Origin of the sequence: Pseudomonas sp. OTU5201 (genome assembly GCF_038440135.1) — a bacterium.
In the GTDB taxonomy this organism is placed as follows: domain Bacteria; phylum Pseudomonadota; class Gammaproteobacteria; order Pseudomonadales; family Pseudomonadaceae; genus Metapseudomonas; species Metapseudomonas resinovorans.
Window position 1 is genome coordinate 61,167 of sequence record NZ_JASATC010000011.1, and the last position, 17,273, is coordinate 78,439.

19 protein-coding genes and 1 riboswitch are annotated in these 17,273 nt (G+C 65.3%); of the genes, 14 read left to right on the plus strand and 5 right to left on the minus strand.

Going from position 1 to position 17,273, the window contains the following annotated elements; all coding sequences use genetic code 11:
* Positions 1 to 109 precede the first annotated feature (109 nt).
* Together AAHM40_RS09260 and AAHM40_RS09265 are read right to left on the minus strand one after the other, a co-directional pair.
* Positions 110 to 451, minus strand: a complete 342-nt coding sequence (locus tag AAHM40_RS09260) for a type II toxin-antitoxin system RelE/ParE family toxin (RefSeq protein ID WP_342244364.1) — start codon at positions 449 to 451, stop codon at positions 110 to 112.
* Positions 435 to 722 carry a type II toxin-antitoxin system Phd/YefM family antitoxin gene (locus AAHM40_RS09265; RefSeq protein WP_342244365.1) on the minus strand — a complete coding sequence of 96 codons (288 nt, stop codon included), beginning with the start codon at positions 720 to 722 and terminating at the stop codon, positions 435 to 437. Before AAHM40_RS09265 ends, AAHM40_RS09260 begins: the two co-directional genes overlap by 17 nt.
* A 255-nt stretch (positions 723 to 977) precedes the next feature.
* Positions 978 to 1,188, plus strand: a riboswitch (cobalamin riboswitch).
* A 33-nt stretch (positions 1,189 to 1,221) separates the two neighbouring features.
* Here AAHM40_RS09265 and btuB point away from each other — a divergent pair.
* The 11 genes from btuB (at position 1,222) to AAHM40_RS09320 (ending at position 12,107) form a co-directional block, all read left to right on the plus strand.
* Positions 1,222 to 3,123: a TonB-dependent vitamin B12 receptor gene (gene btuB, locus AAHM40_RS09270; protein WP_446731555.1), complete on the plus strand. Its 1,902-nt coding sequence runs from the start codon at positions 1,222 to 1,224 to the stop codon at positions 3,121 to 3,123.
* 13 nt (positions 3,124 to 3,136) lie between these two features.
* A complete protein-coding gene (gene cobO, locus AAHM40_RS09275; protein ID WP_342244366.1) occupies positions 3,137 to 3,748 on the plus strand; it encodes a cob(I)yrinic acid a,c-diamide adenosyltransferase in 612 nt (203 codons plus the stop codon).
* Positions 3,749 to 3,814: 66 nt separating this feature from the next.
* Complete coding sequence (locus tag AAHM40_RS09280; RefSeq protein WP_342244367.1) at positions 3,815 to 5,143, plus strand: cobyrinate a,c-diamide synthase; 1,329 nt, start codon at positions 3,815 to 3,817, stop codon at positions 5,141 to 5,143.
* Positions 5,140 to 5,790, plus strand: a complete 651-nt coding sequence (gene bluB / locus AAHM40_RS09285; RefSeq protein ID WP_342244368.1) for a 5,6-dimethylbenzimidazole synthase — start codon at positions 5,140 to 5,142, stop codon at positions 5,788 to 5,790. The genes AAHM40_RS09280 and bluB overlap by 4 nt, the downstream gene beginning before the upstream one ends.
* On the plus strand, positions 5,787 to 6,695 hold the full coding sequence (gene cbiB / locus AAHM40_RS09290; RefSeq protein ID WP_342244369.1) for an adenosylcobinamide-phosphate synthase CbiB: 909 nt from the start codon (positions 5,787 to 5,789) through the stop codon (positions 6,693 to 6,695). Before bluB ends, cbiB begins: the two co-directional genes overlap by 4 nt.
* Positions 6,688 to 7,680 (plus strand): threonine-phosphate decarboxylase CobD, encoded by a 993-nt coding sequence (gene cobD, locus AAHM40_RS09295; RefSeq protein WP_342244370.1) that lies wholly within the window; start codon positions 6,688 to 6,690, stop codon positions 7,678 to 7,680. The genes cbiB and cobD overlap by 8 nt, the downstream gene beginning before the upstream one ends.
* A complete protein-coding gene (locus AAHM40_RS09300; RefSeq protein ID WP_342244371.1) occupies positions 7,677 to 9,134 on the plus strand; it encodes a cobyric acid synthase in 1,458 nt (485 codons plus the stop codon). Before cobD ends, AAHM40_RS09300 begins: the two co-directional genes overlap by 4 nt.
* Positions 9,135 to 9,242: 108 nt before the next feature.
* Positions 9,243 to 9,764 carry a bifunctional adenosylcobinamide kinase/adenosylcobinamide-phosphate guanylyltransferase gene (gene cobU / locus AAHM40_RS09305; RefSeq protein WP_342244372.1) on the plus strand — a complete coding sequence of 174 codons (522 nt, stop codon included), beginning with the start codon at positions 9,243 to 9,245 and terminating at the stop codon, positions 9,762 to 9,764.
* A complete protein-coding gene (cobT, locus tag AAHM40_RS09310; protein WP_342244373.1) occupies positions 9,761 to 10,816 on the plus strand; it encodes a nicotinate-nucleotide--dimethylbenzimidazole phosphoribosyltransferase in 1,056 nt (351 codons plus the stop codon). The genes cobU and cobT overlap by 4 nt, the downstream gene beginning before the upstream one ends.
* On the plus strand, positions 10,813 to 11,379 hold the full coding sequence (gene cobC / locus AAHM40_RS09315; protein ID WP_342244374.1) for an alpha-ribazole phosphatase family protein: 567 nt from the start codon (positions 10,813 to 10,815) through the stop codon (positions 11,377 to 11,379). The genes cobT and cobC overlap by 4 nt, the downstream gene beginning before the upstream one ends.
* Positions 11,376 to 12,107: an adenosylcobinamide-GDP ribazoletransferase gene (locus AAHM40_RS09320; protein WP_342244375.1), complete on the plus strand. Its 732-nt coding sequence runs from the start codon at positions 11,376 to 11,378 to the stop codon at positions 12,105 to 12,107. Before cobC ends, AAHM40_RS09320 begins: the two co-directional genes overlap by 4 nt.
* A 106-nt stretch (positions 12,108 to 12,213) precedes the next feature.
* On the opposite strand, the gene AAHM40_RS09325 is transcribed toward AAHM40_RS09320, so the two are convergent.
* The gene (locus tag AAHM40_RS09325; protein ID WP_342244376.1) at positions 12,214 to 12,600 is read right to left on the minus strand and encodes an endonuclease domain-containing protein; all 387 of its coding nucleotides are present in this window, start codon (positions 12,598 to 12,600) and stop codon (positions 12,214 to 12,216) included.
* Positions 12,601 to 12,750: 150 nt separating this feature from the next.
* On the opposite strand from AAHM40_RS09325, the gene AAHM40_RS09330 reads away from it, so the two are divergent.
* From AAHM40_RS09330 to AAHM40_RS09340, 3 genes are all read left to right on the plus strand, one after another.
* On the plus strand, positions 12,751 to 13,164 hold the full coding sequence (locus tag AAHM40_RS09330; RefSeq protein ID WP_342244377.1) for a MarR family winged helix-turn-helix transcriptional regulator: 414 nt from the start codon (positions 12,751 to 12,753) through the stop codon (positions 13,162 to 13,164).
* A gap of 44 nt (positions 13,165 to 13,208) precedes the next feature.
* Positions 13,209 to 14,414 (plus strand): MFS transporter, encoded by a 1,206-nt coding sequence (locus tag AAHM40_RS09335; RefSeq protein WP_342244378.1) that lies wholly within the window; start codon positions 13,209 to 13,211, stop codon positions 14,412 to 14,414.
* A 170-nt stretch (positions 14,415 to 14,584) separates the two neighbouring features.
* The gene (locus AAHM40_RS09340; RefSeq protein ID WP_342244379.1) at positions 14,585 to 15,139 is read left to right on the plus strand and encodes a glutathione peroxidase; all 555 of its coding nucleotides are present in this window, start codon (positions 14,585 to 14,587) and stop codon (positions 15,137 to 15,139) included.
* Positions 15,140 to 15,196: 57 nt separating this feature from the next.
* On the opposite strand, the gene AAHM40_RS09345 is transcribed toward AAHM40_RS09340, so the two are convergent.
* Positions 15,197 to 16,465: an OmpP1/FadL family transporter gene (locus AAHM40_RS09345; protein WP_342244380.1), complete on the minus strand. Its 1,269-nt coding sequence runs from the start codon at positions 16,463 to 16,465 to the stop codon at positions 15,197 to 15,199.
* Positions 16,466 to 16,646: 181 nt separating this feature from the next.
* Positions 16,647 to 17,126, minus strand: a complete 480-nt coding sequence (locus AAHM40_RS09350; protein WP_342244381.1) for a hypothetical protein — start codon at positions 17,124 to 17,126, stop codon at positions 16,647 to 16,649.
* Positions 17,127 to 17,273: the final 147 nt, after the last annotated feature.

The following is a 17,273-nucleotide window of genomic DNA, read 5'->3' on the forward strand; positions in this document are numbered from 1 at the left end:
ACTTAGGATGCGGTTGAGCGAAGCGAAACCCATCAATGAAGCGTTGGGTTTCGCACCGCTCTAGCGGAGTACCGCCCGCACCAACCTGCGGTTTGCCTCGCGATTGACTTCAACGCATCAGGCAATAATTGATGAGCTGCTCCTCGATGCTCTGCCGCTGGCGCAGGAACAGTGCCACCACCATCTGCGCCTCGGGCTCAAGGTAGCGATAGAGGATGCGGTACTCGCCGATATGCAGCTCCCGGTAGTGGCGAATCCCCAGAAGGGCGGCTTGCTCGCACACCGGAGCGGCCAACGGGTGTGACTTCAAGTGCTTCTCGGCGCGCCTGACCAGCTCAATCAGCCGCGCCTGGGCTTCGTCGACGCCGTGATAGGGCGTGAGGTGGTGGATCTGGGCAATCAGGCTTTCTTCGGCTGTCGAGGCATAGGCGATCTCAATCGTCCTGTTCATCCCGGGCATCTCCTGGTGTTCCCTGGGCAGTGGGGCTGCGCTGCTTGAGGCGTTCCAACAGGGTGTCACCCGTGATCAAGCGGCCTTCGGCTGCATCGCGGTCGGCGAAGGACAACAGCTTGATCAGCGCCAACGCTTCGTCACGGCGCTGGCGCTCAGCGTAGGACTCGACCACATAGGCCGGCACACCGTTCTGGGTAATCACCATGGGCTCGCTGAGGTCCAGCGAGGCAGCATGCTGCTTCAGGTAACTGATGGTCTGGATTTTCATAGCGACTCCCAGGTGGTGCGGGCGACGCATCCCGGCGGGATGAAGCGCCCCAGAGAGAATGAATGGGGTGGGCCGTTTATAGTCCGAATACAGACTGGTAGCAATCGGCAAATTCGCCCCTGGCTTCCGCTTGTCTTGCGAGTTTTCGCTCGGCGGCAAACATGGCGTGAGCCGAGGGTAGGGGTTGGTGGACGCGAAAGGCGATGTCCACTCTGGTTGATCTGCCAGGTTTGACGCTCATCCGCCAACCCTCTAACCTTCGCCGCTGCCTCAGGTGCCCCGTGGTTCTGAACTACGGGGTGAAACAGGGAAGCCGGTCCATTCTGTTGAAGATTCCGGCGCTGCCCCCGCAACGGTAGGCGAGTAAAAGTCGCAATCGGCCACTGTGCTCACGCATGGGAAGGCGCGGCACAGGAGCTCAGCTCCACTCGCAAGCCCGGAGACCGGCCTGTCGCAACCTGGGCATCGCGGAGCCTTCCGCATGCAGTACCCCCTACAGATGTCGCGCGGGTGGCACGACGGAGATCCAACCTTGATTCGCAAGCCTTTCATCAGGCCGGCGGCGCTTGCGCTGCTCGGCGGCACGTCCATTTCCCCTTTTCTGGCCGCAGCGCCCCTGACGCTGGATGAGCAGGTCGTCACCGCTATCCGCAGCGAGCAGCCGGTGCGCGCCAGTCTTGCTGCCACCACCGTGATCGACCGCGAAGAGATCGAGCGCAGCCAGGCAAAGTCCGTGCCCGACCTGCTGCGAAAGGTGCCGGGCGTCACCCTCAGCAACAACGGCGGGCCGGGCAAGAACACCACGCTGTTCATGCGCGGCACAGAGTCCGATCACGTGTTGGTGCTGATCGATGGCGTCAAGGTTGGCTCGGTGAGCGCCGGGCTGACGGCCTTCCAGGACCTGCCTGTCGAGCTGATCGAGCGCATCGAAGTCGTCCGTGGGCCGCGCTCCAGTCTTTATGGCTCCGAAGCCATTGGCGGCGTGATCCAGATCTTCACCCGCAAAGGTGGCAAGGAAGGGGCCAAACCTTGGTTCTCCGCTGGCTACGGCACTCACGACAGCTATGAAGGCAGCGCCGGCGTTTCCGGTGGCGATGACAAAGCCTGGTACAGCCTCGGCGTTAGCAGCCAGGACACCGACGGCATCGACGCGCTCAATGCGCGCAGCAGCTATCACGAACCCGACGCCGATGGTTATCGCAATCTGTCCGGCAGCCTGAGAGGCGGCTATCGCTTCGACAATGGCCTGGAACTCGACGGCACCCTGATGCGCACCAAGGCCCACAACGACTACGACCTGGTGAGCCCTTACAGCGTAGGCGGCGGCTGGAACGCCAATGCCGACAACGAACAGCGGCTCATTGGCGGCCGCGCACGCTTCAGCCCGCTGGAGCCTTGGGATGTGACCCTGCAGGCGGGCCGGAGCGAAGACCTGTCCCGCGAGGAAACCGGCGGTCTGTTCTCATCGCAATTCGACTCCCAGCGCAACTCGGCGTCCTGGCTGAACGACCTGACCCTGGCCGAAGGCCATGTGCTGACCCTGGGCTATGACTGGCAGCAGGACGAAGTCAGCGGTTCCACGACGTTCGCCAAGGATTCGCGGTTGAACAAGGGCTGGTTCGCCCAGTACCTGGGCGAGCATGGTCGCCAGGACTGGCAGTTGGCGCTGCGCCGCGACGACAACGAGCAGTTCGGTACTCACGACACCGGTAGCGCCGCCTGGGGCTACGCCTTGACCGACGCGGTGCGCTTGAGTCTGAGCTACGGCACCGCCTTCAAGGCGCCGAGCTTCAACGAGCTGTACTTCCCCGACTACGGCAACCCGAATCTGGACGCGGAAACCTCCGAGACCTTCGAGGTTGGCGTGACCGGCGAACACGACTGGGGACGCTGGTCCGCCAACGCCTTCCGCACCAATGTCGATGACCTGATCGTGCATGACGCGAACTCCGGGCTGGGGTTGTACGGCAGCCCCAACAATATCGGTAAGGCGCGCATTGATGGAGTCGAGCTGGTGCTGGGCAGCCATTGGCTGGGCTGGGACTGGCAGGCCAACGCGACCCTTCTCGACACCGAGAACCGCGCCCATGACGCCAATCACGGCAATGAACTGCCGCGCCGCGCCCGTGAGGTCTTCAACCTGGATCTGGATCGCCGTATCGGACGCTTCGGCCTCGGCGCGACCCTGCACGCAGAAGGGCGGCGTTTCGATGACGTGGAAAACGACGATCGCCTGGCCGGTTACGCCACCGTCGACCTGCGTGGCGAATACTGGCTGACCGAGGAATGGCGCCTGCAGGCGAAGGTGACCAACCTGCTGAACGCTGATTACGAAACTGCGCTGGACTTCAACCAGCCGGGGCAGGCAGTGTTTTTCACCGTCCGTTACCAAGCTCTGTGACGAGGAACATCTGATGACCGAATCCACCGACCGCGATGCCCGCCACAAGGCCCGCATGCAACGCAAGAAGGCCGTCGTCGACGAGAAGATCGCCCAGGCCCAGGACGAATATGGCCTGTTGTTGGTGCACACCGGCAACGGCAAGGGCAAGAGCAGCTCGGCCTTTGGCATGGTCGCCCGCGCCCTGGGGCACGGCCTCAAGGTGGGGGTGGTGCAGTTCATCAAGGGCGGTATGTCCACCGGTGAAGAGAACTTCTTCCGCCGCTTCCCCGAAGAGGTCCGCTACCACGTAATGGGCGAGGGCTACACCTGGGACACCCAGGACCGCCAGCGCGATATCGAGAAGGCCCGTGCCGCATGGACCGTTGCCCGCAGCCTGCTGGACGACCCGCAGGTGGGGCTGGTGGTACTGGACGAGCTGAACATCGCCCTCAAGCACGGCTACCTGGAACTGAACGAGGTGCTGCGCGACATCGAGTCCCGTCCCGAACACCAGCACGTGGTCGCGACCGGTCGCGGCGCTCCCCAGGGGCTGGTAGACGCTGCAGATACCGTTACCGAAATGACCCTGGTCAAACACGCCTTCAAGGCCGGCGTAAAGGCCCAGAAGGGCGTGGAGTTCTGATGTCGGGCACCGTCGCTGCTTTTACCCCCTCTCCCTTCAGGGAGAGGACCGGGGAGAGGACCACCCATGCCTGACGGGAAATCCTTCACCCCGCTCCCAGAGGGAGAGGGGAGACAATGTCCCGCCCTGCTGATCGCCGCGCCCGCGTCCGGCCAGGGCAAGACCACCGTCACCGCCGCGCTCGCACGCCTGCACACTCGACAAGGCAAGCGGGTGCGGGTGTTCAAGTGCGGGCCGGACTTTCTGGACCCGATGATCCTCGCTCGCGCGTCGGACGCACCGGTCTATCAGTTGGACCTGTGGATGGTGGGCGAGGCGGAAAGTCGCCGCTTGCTCTGGGAAGCCGCGGGGGAGGCCGACCTGATCCTGATCGAGGGTGTGATGGGGCTGTTCGACGGCTCGCCCTCGGCGGCCGATCTGGCGCGTCACTTTGGCGTGCCGGTGCTGGGTGTGATCAATGGCGCCGCCATGGCCCAGACGTTCGGTGCCCTTGCCGTGGGGCTGGCCACTTACCAGCCCGGCCTGCCCTTTGCCGGCGTGCTCGGCAACCGGGTTGGCAGCCAGCGCCACAGTGACCTTATCCGCAACAGCCTGCCGGACTGGATACGCTGGTACGGCTCCCTGCCGCGCAACGCCGATGTGGAGTTGCCCAGCCGCCACCTGGGGTTGGTGCAGGCCGAGGAACTGGCCGACCTGGATGCGCGCCTCGACGCCGCCGCCGACGCCCTGGCGGCCAGCGCGGAAGTGGCCTTGCCCCCGGCGGTGAACTTCAGCGCCCCCGAGCCACAGGCGCTGGGCGACGGCCTTGTCGGTGTGCGCATCGGCGTGGCGCGGGATACCTCCTTCGCCTTTCTCTATCAGGCCAACCTGGACCTGCTGCAGCGCGTGGGGGCCGAGCTGGTGTTCTTCTCGCCGCTGGCGGACGAGCACCTGCCCGAGGTGGACAGTCTCTACCTGCCGGGTGGCTACCCCGAGTTGCACCTGCGCCAACTGGAAGGCAACCGCGCCATGGCCGAGGCCATCCGCGCCCACCATGAAGCGGGCAGGCCGATCCTCGCCGAGTGCGGCGGCATGCTCTACCTGCTGGAAGCCCTGACCGACGTGGCTGGCGAGTCCGCTGAACTGGTCGGCCTGTTGCCCGGTCGCGCCACCCTGCAGAAGCGCCTGGCGGCCCTGGCCCTTCAGGAAGCGCCACTGCCGGAAGGCAGCCTGCGCGGCCACACCTTCCACCATTCGTTGCTGGATTCGCCGCAGGAACCCCTGGTGCGTGGCCTGTGCCCGAACGACAAACCGGTGGCCGAAGCAGTGTTCCGCAGTGGCCGGCTGACCGCCTCCTACATTCACTTCTACCTGCCGTCCAATCCACGGGCGGCCGTGGAGCTGTTCCGACCATGAGCGAGCATGCCTTCAGCCCTGACGAACGGGCAGCGGTCTACCGCGCAATTGCCGAACGCCGCGACATGCGCCACTTCAGCGGCGGTGAGGTTGCGCCCGAGGTGCTGGCTCGACTGCTGGAGGCGGCGCACCATGCGCCCAGTGTCGGGCTGATGCAGCCCTGGCGCTTTATCCGCATCACCTCGCAAGGGCTGCGCGATGGTATTCACGCGCTGGTGGACGCCGAACGGGTAAGCACCGCCGAAGCCCTGGGTGAACGCTCCGACGAGTTCATGAAACTCAAGGTAGAAGGCATCCGCGATTGTGCCGAACTGCTGGTGGCTGCCTTGATGGACGGCCGTGAAGCCCATGTGTTTGGCCGCCGCACCCTGCCGGAAATGGACCTGGCCTCGCTCTCCTGCGCCATCCAGAACCTCTGGCTGGCCGCCCGGGCAGAAGGTCTGGGAATGGGCTGGGTATCGCTGTTCGATCCCGCTGCCCTGGCTGACCTGCTCGGCATGCCTGCAGGCAGCAAACCCATGGCGGTGCTCTGCCTGGGGCCGGTCACCGAATTTTACCCGGCGCCGATGTTGGCGCTGGAAGGCTGGGCCCAGCCGCGTCCGCTGGCCGAGCTGGTGTTCGAGAACCAATGGGGGGAGCGCCCATGAGCCTGGGTTTCCTCACCCTCGGCGCCGTGGCGCTGGATGCCCTGTTCGGCGAGCCAAAGCGCTGGCACCCGCTGGTGGCTTTCGGCAGGTTCGCCAACCGCCTGGAGCAACGCTTCAACACGGGTGGCAGTGGCTGGCGCAGCCATGGCGTGAGTGCCTGGGTACTCGCCGTGCTGCCGCTGACCTTCGCTGCCTGGCTGCTTTCGGAACTGCCCTATATCGGTTGGCTGGTGGGCGTCATTGCGCTCTACGCCGCCATTGGCCTGCGCAGCCTCAACGAGCACGCAGAGCCGGTGGCCAACGCACTGCAAGCGGGGGACTTGCCGGAAGCACGCAAGCGCGTCGGCTACATGGTCAGTCGCGAAACCCGCGAGCTGGACGAAGCGGCCGTGGCCCGCGCCGCTACCGAATCGGTGCTGGAGAACGGCAGTGACGCCGTGTTCGCTGCGTTGTTCTGGTTCGCCGTGGCGGGTGCGCCCGGGGTGGTGCTATACCGCCTTTCCAACACGCTGGACGCCATGTGGGGTTACCGCAACGAGCGCTTCGAGCGCTTTGGCTGGGCCGCTGCGCGAATCGACGACGTCCTCAACTACATCCCGGCCCGGCTGGTGGCCCTGACCTACGCCGTGCTCGGCAAAACCGGCCTGGCCCTGCGTTGCTGGCGCCGCCAAGCACCCCAGTGGGACAGCCCCAACGCCGGGCCGGTGATGGCCGCTGGTGCGGGCGCCCTGGGCGTGGCCCTCGGTGGCCCGGCGGTCTACCACGGCGAACTGCATGAACGCCCGGTACTGGGCGAAGGTCCGGCCGCTCGCGCTGAGGACATCAGTCGTGCGATGGACCTGGTGCGCCAGGGCGTGATGCTCTGGCTCGCGGCGCTGATCATCGGAGGCTGGCTCCTTGCTTGAACATGGCGGACGGCTGCGTGCGGCCGCGCGGCGTTACGGTATCGCCGAAGCCGACTGGCTCGACCTGTCCACTGGCATCGCGCCCTATGGCTGGGAATTGCCGGCTATCCCGGCGGCAGCCTGGGTGCGCCTGCCCGAGCTGGACGACGGCCTGGAACACGCGGCCCGGCGCCACTACGGCTGCGAGTCGCTGCTGCCCGTTGCCGGTTCCCAGGCGGCGATCCAGGCCCTGCCGCGACTTCGCAAGCGCAGCCGGGTCGGGGTGATCTCGCCTTGCTACGCCGAGCACGCCCACGCCTGGCGCCGCGAAGGCCATGAGCTGGAAGAACTGGACGCCGACACTGCCGAGCGCGAGCTGGAACGATTCGACGTGCTGCTGGTGGTCAACCCGAACAACCCCACCGGAGAACGACTGGCGCCACACACCCTGCTGGCCTGGCGTGCGCGTCTGGCAGAGCGAGGTGGTTGGTTGCTGGTGGACGAAGCCTTCATGGACTGCACCCCGGAGCAAAGCCTGGCGCGTCATTGCCCCTTGCCAGGGCTGGTGGTGCTGCGCTCCTTCGGCAAGTTCTTCGGCCTGGCGGGCATCCGTCTGGGCTTTGTCCTGGCTGCGCCTCAACTGCTGGATCGTCTTTCCGAGTGGCTCGGCCCCTGGGCGGTGAGCGGCCCGGCACGCGCCCTGGCCAAAGCGTTGCTACAGGACGAAGCGGGGCAGGCTCGCCAGCGGCAATCGCTGCTGCGGGATGGTCAGCGCCTGGTCGCTCTGCTGAGCGACTGCGGATTGCCGCCATCCGGTGGCACGGCACTGTTCCAGCGACTGATCCGTGATGACGCAACGGCCCTGTACGAATTTCTCGCCGCCCGCGGCATTCTCACTCGGCTATTCAGCGCGCCGGCCAGCCTGCGCTTCGGCTTGCCGCCAGACGAGGTGGGTTGGGAACGACTGCGGCGGGCACTGATCGACTATTCCAAGGAGCGACCATGACCACCCTGATGGTGCAGGGCACCACTTCCGACGCCGGCAAGAGCACTCTGGTGACGGCGATTTGCCGCTGGCTCAGGCGCCAGGGCGTGGCGGTGGTGCCGTTCAAACCTCAGAACATGGCCCTGAACAGCGCGGTGACTGCCGATGGCGGCGAGATCGGCCGCGCCCAGGCCGTGCAGGCTCAGGCATGTGGCCTGGCACCCCATACCGACATGAACCCGGTCCTGCTCAAGCCCAACACTGATATCGGCGCTCAGGTGATCATCCATGGCCGCGCCGTTACCAGCATGAATGCCGCCGCCTACCACGACTACAAGAAGGTCGCGATGGCCGCGGTGCTGGAATCCCACCAGCGCCTTGGCAGCCAGTATCCGGTGGTGCTCGTGGAGGGCGCCGGCTCCCCGGCAGAGATCAACCTGCGCGCCAACGACATCGCCAACATGGGCTTTGCCGAGGCAGTGGACTGTCCGGTGATCCTGGTGGCCGATATCGATCGGGGCGGCGTTTTCGCCCATCTGGTGGGCACCCTGGCGCTGCTCTCACCCAGTGAACAGGCGCGGGTGAAGGGCTTCGTCATCAACCGTTTTCGGGGCGATATCGCCCTGCTTGAGCCGGGCCTCGACTGGCTGGAGCAACGCACCGGCAAGCCGGTGCTCGGCGTGCTGCCCTACCTCACTGACTTTCATCTGGAGGCCGAGGACGCCATCGACCAGCGCCAGGCAGTCAAGGCCGGAGAACTGCTGCGGGTAGCGGTGCCGGTGTTGCCGCGCATCAGCAACCACACCGACTTCGACCCGCTGCGCCTGCACCCGCAGGTACAACTCAGTTTCGTCGGCCCGGGCCAACCCATTCCGCCGTCGGACCTGATCATCCTGCCCGGCTCCAAGAGCGTGCGCGCCGACCTTGCGCGCCTGCGTGAACACGGCTGGGACCAGGCGCTGCAGCGTCATCTGCGCTACGGCGGCAAGGTGCTGGGCATCTGTGGTGGCTACCAGATGCTCGGTCGCACCATCGCCGATCCGCACGGCCTGGAAGGTCCCGCCGGGGAGAGCGCTGGCCTTGGCCTGCTGGACATCGACACCGTGCTTGAGCCCGAGAAGCAACTACGTAATGTCAGCGGCCGTCTGCAATTGGACGGTGCAGTGGTAAGCGGTTACGAAATCCATGCTGGCGTGACCACCGGTGCGGGCCTGGAATGTCCTGCCGTCGCGCTGGAAGATGGCCGCACCGATGGCGCCCATAGCGCCGATGGCCAGGTCATGGGCACCTACCTGCACGGCCTGTTCGAATCCTCCGAGGCGTGCGCCGCCATCCTGCGCTGGGCGGGTCTCGCCGAGGTGCAACGTGTCGACTACCACGCCCTGCGAGAACGCGATATCGAGCGCCTGGCGGACCAAGTGGAGCAGCACCTGGATACGCGGAGGCTGCAGTTACTGTGCGGGCTGTCCCTGTAGGAGCCAGCTTGCTGGCGAAGGGTGTGCCGAAGGTTCGCCAGCGAGCTGGCTCCTACGGGCATGCACTCGAACCACGGCAGAACGCCCCACGAACAACGAGGTTTACCGATGCCTGAACTCATCCTCGGCGGTGCCCGCTCCGGCAAGAGCCGGCTGGCGGAGAAGCTCGCCGCTGAAAGCGGTCTCAAGGTCATCTACGTCGCCACCAGCCAGCCGCTGGACGGTGAGATGAGCGCGCGGGTCGCCCATCACCGCGCCCGCCGCCCGGACCAGTGGGGTCTGGTGGAAGAGCCGCTGGGGCTGGCCCGCGTACTGCGCGAGAGCGCCGCTGCCGACACCTGCCTGCTGGTGGATTGCCTGACCCTCTGGCTGACCAACCTGCTGATGCTGGACGATCCGGCGCGGCTCGATGCTGAGCGCGAAGCGCTGCTCGGTTGCATCACCGAGCTGCCGGGCCGCGTGCTGCTGGTGAGTAATGAAACCGGTCTGGGCGTCGTGCCCCTGGGCGAGCTGACCCGTCGCTATGTCGACGAAGCCGGCTGGCTGCACCAGGCCCTGGCCGAACGCAGCGAACGGGTGATCTTCACCGTCGCTGGCCTGCCCATGATTCTGAAGGGAGAGCCCTTATGACGCTCGATTGGTGGTTGAAACCCTGCCAGCCGCTCGACCCGGTAGCCCGCGCCAAGGCCCAGGCCCGCCAGGACCAACTGACCAAACCGCGTGGCGCGCTCGGCCAACTGGAAGACCTGGCCATTACCCTTGCCTCCCAGCAGGGCCGTGAGCGGCCGTGCATCGACCGCCCCTGGTTCGCGGTGTTCGCCGGCGACCATGGCGTGGTGGAGGAGGGCGTATCTGCCTACCCGCAGGCGGTGACCGGCGAGATGCTGCGCAACTTCGTCCGCGGTGGGGCCGCCATCAGCGTGCTGGCGAAGAGCCTCGGCGCCACCCTGGAGCTGGTGGATCTGGGCACCGCCGTGCCATTGGAGCCGCTGCCAGGCGTGCTGCATTTGCAGGTCGGAGCCGGCACCGCGAACTTCGCCCGAGAGCCGGCGATGACCGCCGCCCAGTGCCTGATCGCCCTGCAGGCCGGCCATGCCAGCGTGGAGCGCGCCCTGGAAGCGGGCGCCGACCTGTATGTCGGCGGCGAAATGGGCATCGGCAATACGACCACTGCCAGTGTCTTGGCGTGTGCCTTGTTGGGCCTGCCGGCCTCCGCGCTGGCGGGGCCTGGTACTGGACTGGATGGCAAGGGTGTGGCGCACAAGATCCAGGTAATCGAGCACGCCCTGGCCCTGCACCGCGATCACTGCGACAGCCCGCAGGAAACCCTGCGTCGACTTGGCGGCTTCGAAGTGGTGGCGCTGGCTGGCGCCTATCTCGCGTGCGCCCAGCAGGGCCTGCCGGCACTGGTGGATGGTTTCATCTGCAGCGTGGCCGCGCTCAGTGCCGTACGCCTGAACCCCGCGTGCCGCGAATGGCTGTTGTTCTCCCACCGCTCCGCCGAGCCCGGCCACATCGCCGTACTCGATGCGCTGGAAGCCCAGCCGCTGCTGGACCTGGGGCTGCGCTTGGGTGAAGGCAGCGGCGCGGCGATCGCCCTGCCGTTGCTGCGCCTGGCGTGCGATCTGCATGACGGAATGGCCACGTTTGCCGAGGCTTCGGTATCGGACCGACCCGCATGAAGCTCGACCTTTTGCGTCATGGCGAAACCGAGCGCGGCGGCGGCTTTCGCGGCAGCCTGGACGATCTTCTGACCGACGCTGGCTGGGCGCAGATGCGCGCAGGAATCGACGGTGCTGGACCCTGGGACCAGCTGGTGAGCTCGCCGCTGCAACGCTGCGTGGCCTTCGCCCGCGAGCTCTCCGAGCGGTTTGCGCTGCCTTTGCAGTTCGAGGCGGACTTGCGCGAACTGCATTTCGGCCAGTGGGAAGGGCGTAGCGCCGCCGAGTTGATGGAGACCCATGCCGAAGGCCTGGGCAAGTTCTGGAACGATCCCTACGGCTTCACGCCGCCCGAAGGCGAAACCCTGCTGGACTTCGAGGCGCGGGTGCTCGTCGCTGCCGAGCGCCTGCACCAGCGTTACGCCGGCCAGCGGGTGCTGCTGGTCACCCACGGCGGGGTGATCCGCCTCCTGGCCGCTCGCGCCCGCCAGCTGCCGCGCGCCCAGTTGATGCAGGTGGACGTGGCCCATGGCGAGCTGTTCCGCTTGGATTTCGATGAGCTCGGTCTGCGGGAGCGGCCATGACGCCCTTGCTGATCGCCCTGCAATTTCTCACCCGCCTGCCGGTGCGTCTGCCGGGCATGCCCGAGCCCCGGCAGATGGGCCAGTCGCTGCTCTGGTATCCCATGGTCGGGTTGTTGCTCGGCCTGCTGGTGCTGGGCGCGGCCTTTCTCCTGGAGGGGCGCCCGGCGTTGCTGCAGGCGGCACTGCTGCTGGCCCTCTGGGTGGGCCTCTCCGGCGGCCTGCACCTGGACGGCCTGGCCGACACGGCGGATGCCTGGGTCGGTGGCTACGGGGACCGCGAGCGTACCCTGGAGATCATGAAAGACCCACGCAGCGGACCCATTGCCGTGGTGGTGCTGGTGCTGCTGCTGTTGCTGAAATTCGCAGCGCTGGTAGCGCTGCTCGAGGCGGGTCAGCTCCTGCCGCTGCTGCTGACGCCCTGGCTGGCACGGGGGCTGCTGCCCTTGCTCTTCCTCACCACCCCCTACGTGCGTGCCGGCGGGCTGGGCCAGGCGCTGGCAGAGCACCTGCCGCGCCGGGAAATGCCGGTGTGGCTGGCGATTCAGGCGGCGGTGCTGGCGGTGTTCGGTTGGGTCGCCTGGATTTCGCTGGCGGTCGCACTGGTGGCCTTTGCCTGGATACGCTGGCGGCTCATGCAGCGGCTGGGTGGGACGACGGGGGATACGGCGGGCGCTTTGGTGGAAGTGGTGGAGGTGGTGGTGTTGGTGGCGGTTGCGGTGCTCGTCTGACCCGCCCTCACCCCTCACCCCTAGCCCCTCTCCCTGAGAGAGAGGGGAACTGATCGCGCTCACAGGCCGTCTGTGAGTTTCCTGTCGCTCTGTAGTTTCAGCCGTGTCACCCCTCTACCTCTGGGAGAGGGGCCGGGGGTGAGGGCGGCTTGGCAGGAGCCGCTGCCACCTGAGCCGCAAACCAGATTGCTTCCAGCACTGTGTCCGTCTGTTGCAGCACGTCGTGGTTCCAGAAACGCAAAACGCGAAACCCGCTTGCTGCAAGCCAGGCATCGCGTCTGGTGTCGACAGAGCTCTCCAGGTGTTGGCCGCCGTCGAGTTCGATGATGAGCTTGTGTTCATGGCAAAAGAAGTCGGCGAAGTAGGGCCCCAAGGGCTGCTGTCGTCGAAACTTCAATCCCGATAACTGGCGATTGCGCAGATGGCGCCAGAGTAGGCTCTCGGCATCGGTCTGCTGCGTCCTGAGTTTTCTGGCAAATTCGAGCCTTTCCATGGCCTTCCTCGTGTCTATGGAAAAGCTCGATTCTGTGGGAAGCACCGTATAGGACGTATCCCGATTTTCTAGCGATCGGTCCCACCTCACGTCGGTACCCAGGGGATTTCGATTGACGCTCCCTTGAATGCGGGTATATACACGTACTCCATGTTGCCGACTCAATGCCTCTGTACCAAGCTGCGCCGCGCCACCCGTAACGTGACCCGGCTCTATGACGATGCCCTCGCCGGCGTCGGGGTGAATGTCGCCCAGTACTCGCTGTTGAAGAACCTGGCGCGGCTCGACCAGCCGAGTATCACCAGCCTGGCCGAAGCCATGGGGCTGGACCGCAGCACCCTGGGGCGCAACCTCAAGGTGCTGGAGGCCAAGGGGCTGGTGTTGCTGGAGGGCGGCGAGGACCAGCGCAATCGGCTGGTATCGCTGACGCCGGCTGGCCGCAACAGCCTCGACCAGGCTTTGCGGGCCTGGGAGCGTGCGCAACAGGACATGGGACAACGCATGGGGCCGGAGAAGCGGGCAGCACTGATGGCGCTGCTGGACGATCTGGAACATATCGCCTGATATTTTCGCTGGAAAACGGGTATCTACCCGTAAAGGATTTTTCTATGACATCGGTATGGCGTACGAGTGGCTGGGTTCTCCTTGGGGCGTCGCTGATCTTGGCCTTGTCGTTAGGCATTCGCCACGGATTCGGCCTGTTCCTGGCCCCCATGAGCAGCGAGTTCGGTTGGGGCAGGGAAGTGTTCGCGTTCGCTATCGCCCTGCAGAACCTCATCTGGGGTCTGGCGCAACCGTTCACCGGCGCTCTGGCCGACCGCTTCGGCGCGGCAAAGACCGTGGTCGTCGGTGGCGTCCTGTATGCCATTGGCCTGGTGCTGATGGGGTTCTCCGATTCGGCATTGTCACTGTCCTTCAGTGCCGGCCTGCTGATCGGCATCGGGCTGTCGGGCACCTCCTTCTCGGTGATTCTCGGCGTGGTGGGCCGCGCTGTGCCGATGGAAAAACGCAGCATGGCCATGGGGATCGCCGCAGCCGCCGGCTCTTTCGGCCAGTTCGCCATGCTTCCCGGCACCCTCGGGCTGATCGGCTGGCTCGGCTGGTCGTCGGCACTGCTGGCGCTGGGTCTACTGGTTGCGCTGATCGTGCCGCTGGTGGGGTTGCTCAAGGATAATCCGCCGCCGCCCCAGGCGCATGAACAAAGCCTTGGCGATGCCCTGCGTGAGGCGGCAGGTCACTCAGGCTTCTGGCTGCTGGCGCTGGGGTTCTTCGTCTGTGGCTTCCAGGTGGTGTTCATCGGCGTGCATCTGCCGGCCTACCTGGTGGATCAGCACCTGCCGGCTGCGGTGGGTACCACGGTGCTGGCGCTGGTGGGGTTGTTCAACGTTTTCGGCACCTACATCGCCGGCTGGCTGGGCGGCCGCCATGCCAAGCCCAGGCTGTTGACCGCACTTTATCTGCTGCGCGGCGTGGTCATCGTCGCCTTTGTCTATTCGCCGCTGACCATTTGGAGTGCCTATGCCTTCGGTATGGCCATGGGGCTGCTGTGGTTGTCCACCGTGCCCCTGACCAACGGCACCGTCGCAACCCTGTTCGGCGTGCGCAATCTGTCCATGCTCGGTGGTATCGTTTTCCTGTTCCACCAGTTGGGCGCCTTCCTCGGTGGTTGGCTGGGTGGCTACCTTTATGACCACACGGGCAGTTACGAACTGGTATGGCAGATTTCCATCTTCCTCAGTCTGCTCGCCGCCGTGCTGAACTGGCCGGTGCGGGAGCAACCGGTGGCGCGTCTGCAGCCCGCCGGGGCCGTATGAGCCAGCGTCTGGGCTGGGCGTTGGGAGCACTGGTGCTGGGCCTGCTGCTGGCCCTTGTCTGGTGGGGCTGGCAGCAGGGTGGACTGGCCTTGATGCAGTTGGGATTCAATTGCTAGGCCGGTCGCTTGGCAGTAGCGTAGACAGATCGCCCGATCGTGCCGGAGGCCACCATGAAAGCTTTGTCCGCCCTACCTCTGCTACTGCTCACCCTGTTCGGCGGCCAGGCCATGGCCGCCGAGTGTCCCTCGTTGCTGCAGCATGAATTGCCGCAATTGCGCTCCAAGAACACGCTTGACCTTTGCCAGCGTTTCGCCGGCAAGCCCCTGGTGATCGTCAATACCGCCAGCCATTGTGGATTCACTCCGCAGTTCAAGGGCCTGGAGGCGCTCTACAAGCGCTACAAGGATCAGGGGCTGGAGGTGTTGGGCGTGCCCTCGGACGACTTCAAACAGGAAGCTGCCAGCACTGAGGAAACCGCCAAGGTCTGCTACGTGAACTACGGCGTGACCTTCGCCATGACGCAGCCACAGCACGTGACCGGCGACGAGGCGACGCCGCTCTACAAGGAATTGATCGCCCAGTCCGGGCAGGCGCCGCGCTGGAATTTCTACAAGTACGTGGTGGACCGCCAAGGCAAGGTAATCGCCCACTTTTCCAGCCTCACCAAGCCGGATGACCCGGATTTGCTGAAGGCCGTGGAGCAGGCGCTGGCCAGCCAACCCTGAATGACAGATAGAAGAAAGCCCGGACTTGTCCGGGCTTTCTTTTTTGCCGCTGACTGATCAGAAGCGATAGGTCAGCTGCGCACCCAGGCCATGGGCGCTGTTCTTGTAGGTGGCGCTGTATGAACCCTTGATCGGGCTGGTCTGATCGATCTTGGCGTCGTCTTCCTTCAGGTAGGAGTAGGCCACGTCGACGGTCACATCGTCGTTGGGGCTCCAGGCGGCACCCAGGCTGAAGATCTTGCGATCGTCGGTGGGGATGCGCGGCGAGCGCAGCTCGTTGCGGGCTGGGGACTGGTCGTAGGCCAGACCGGCGCGCAGGGTCCATTGCGGGTTCAGCTTGTAGGCGGCGCCGACGGCATAGGACCAGGTGTCGCGCCAGTCCTGTTCTTCGGTGATGGTGCCGAGGAATGGGCCGAGCACGCCGCCAACCCCCTTGTTTTCCACCTTGATCTCTTCCAGGCGGCTCCAGCGGGTCCAGGTGCTGCCGGCGAAGAGGGTCCAGGTGTCGTTCAGGTCGTGGGTGATGGAGAAGTCGACGGACTCTGGGGTTTCCAGCTCCAGCGAAGCGTCGTACTTGCCAGCGGAGCTGCCCAGGATGGGGCCGCTACCGGAGATGGTGGTGTCACCGCGCAGCTTGTAGTCGACCTTGGAGTGGTAGGTCAGGCCGAAGCGGGTGCTTGCGTTCAGTTCGTAGAGCACGCCGGCGTTGAAGCCCAGTGCGGTGTCGTCGCCCTTGACCTTCACCTTGCCGTCATTGCTGCCAATGGACAGCGGGTTGAGCACGGCGGAAGTCAGTTCGCCGTCGATGCGGTTGATGGTGGGGCCGAAGCCGACGGACAGCTGATCGTTGATGCGGTAGCTGATGGTGGGCTGCAGGGTGATTACGCGTACTTCGCTCTTGTCGCCGTAGTAACGGCCGGCGAAGCCGGTTTCGTAATCGGTGATCAGGCCGAAGGGCACGTACATGCCGAAGCCGATGGCCCATTTGTCATCGATCGGCTTGACGTAGTAACCCATCGGCACGCCCACGGTGGGAACCATGTCGCCATCGTTGCTGCCGCCGAAGGAGCTGCGGGCGTCGTCGATGTCGGTCTTGGCGAAGATCGCGGCGGCGCCGACGCTGACCTGCTCGCGCTTGAGACGGGCCATGCCGGCGGGGTTGCCATAAACGGTGGTGGCGTCATCGGCGGAGGAGGAGCGCCCGGCGAAGGCGGTACCCATGCCGCTGACGCTTTGCTCGTTGAGGGCGAAGCCAGCGGCCAGGCTGTAGCTGGAAGCGGCGCTGACGGCCAGGGCGAGGGCGGTCTTGAGGACTCTGCTGGTCACGGTGAACTCCTGAACGATCGTGCAAAAGGGCGGCACGCTAACAGGATTCAGAAGGGCTTTCCAGCCTGGAAGACTGTAAGGAAAATCCTTGTAAGATTGTCAAACAAAAGGCAAAACGATGGCATCTTCGCTGATCGTGCAGATTGCCTTGTACGCTCGTTCCTGACTGGTTGGTCAGTGATCAGGCAGCCTGGCTGAGATTGGCAACATGACGTTGCCAGGCATCGATGAAGTCCCGCGGGCTGCCATCGGGCTGGAAGACCTGGCGCCAGATCATGGCCATGCCGACCAGGTCGTCGGCGGCGGGGAGCACCAGGACGCTCGACTCCACCAGCATCCATGCGATGGCGGTGGCGTAGCGCAGGTTGACGGTCAGTTCCAGGTGCGGTGAAGCGAGGAAGGCGTGCTGGCTGGCGAGTCCGCGCACCTGGCTGGCGAGGTCCGGGTCACGGGCCAGGTGCTGGTCCCAGAGCTGCTGGTGGCGCTCATCGCTGATGCAATAGAGGCCGCGCCCCGTGCCTCCGTCCAGTGCCGCGCCGAGGGCGGACTGGCAGGCGGCAGCGCCTAGCAGCAGGCTTTCGGCGGTGGAGGAAGGGCGCTGCAGGTAGAGCAGCGTCGGTCGTATCACATGTTGGCGGAGATCGCAGGCGGCAATTCCCATATGGCCCTCGCGAAAGGTGCCGGCGGGGCCGGGGCGTTTTGGCAGCTTCTCATCGTTCTAAGGAAGGCCCCACCGGGAGCGGAGTTAGCCGCTCGATTTGAAGTCTAGTGGGATATTTGTGCTGTAAAGGCCTGTTTTTAAACTGTT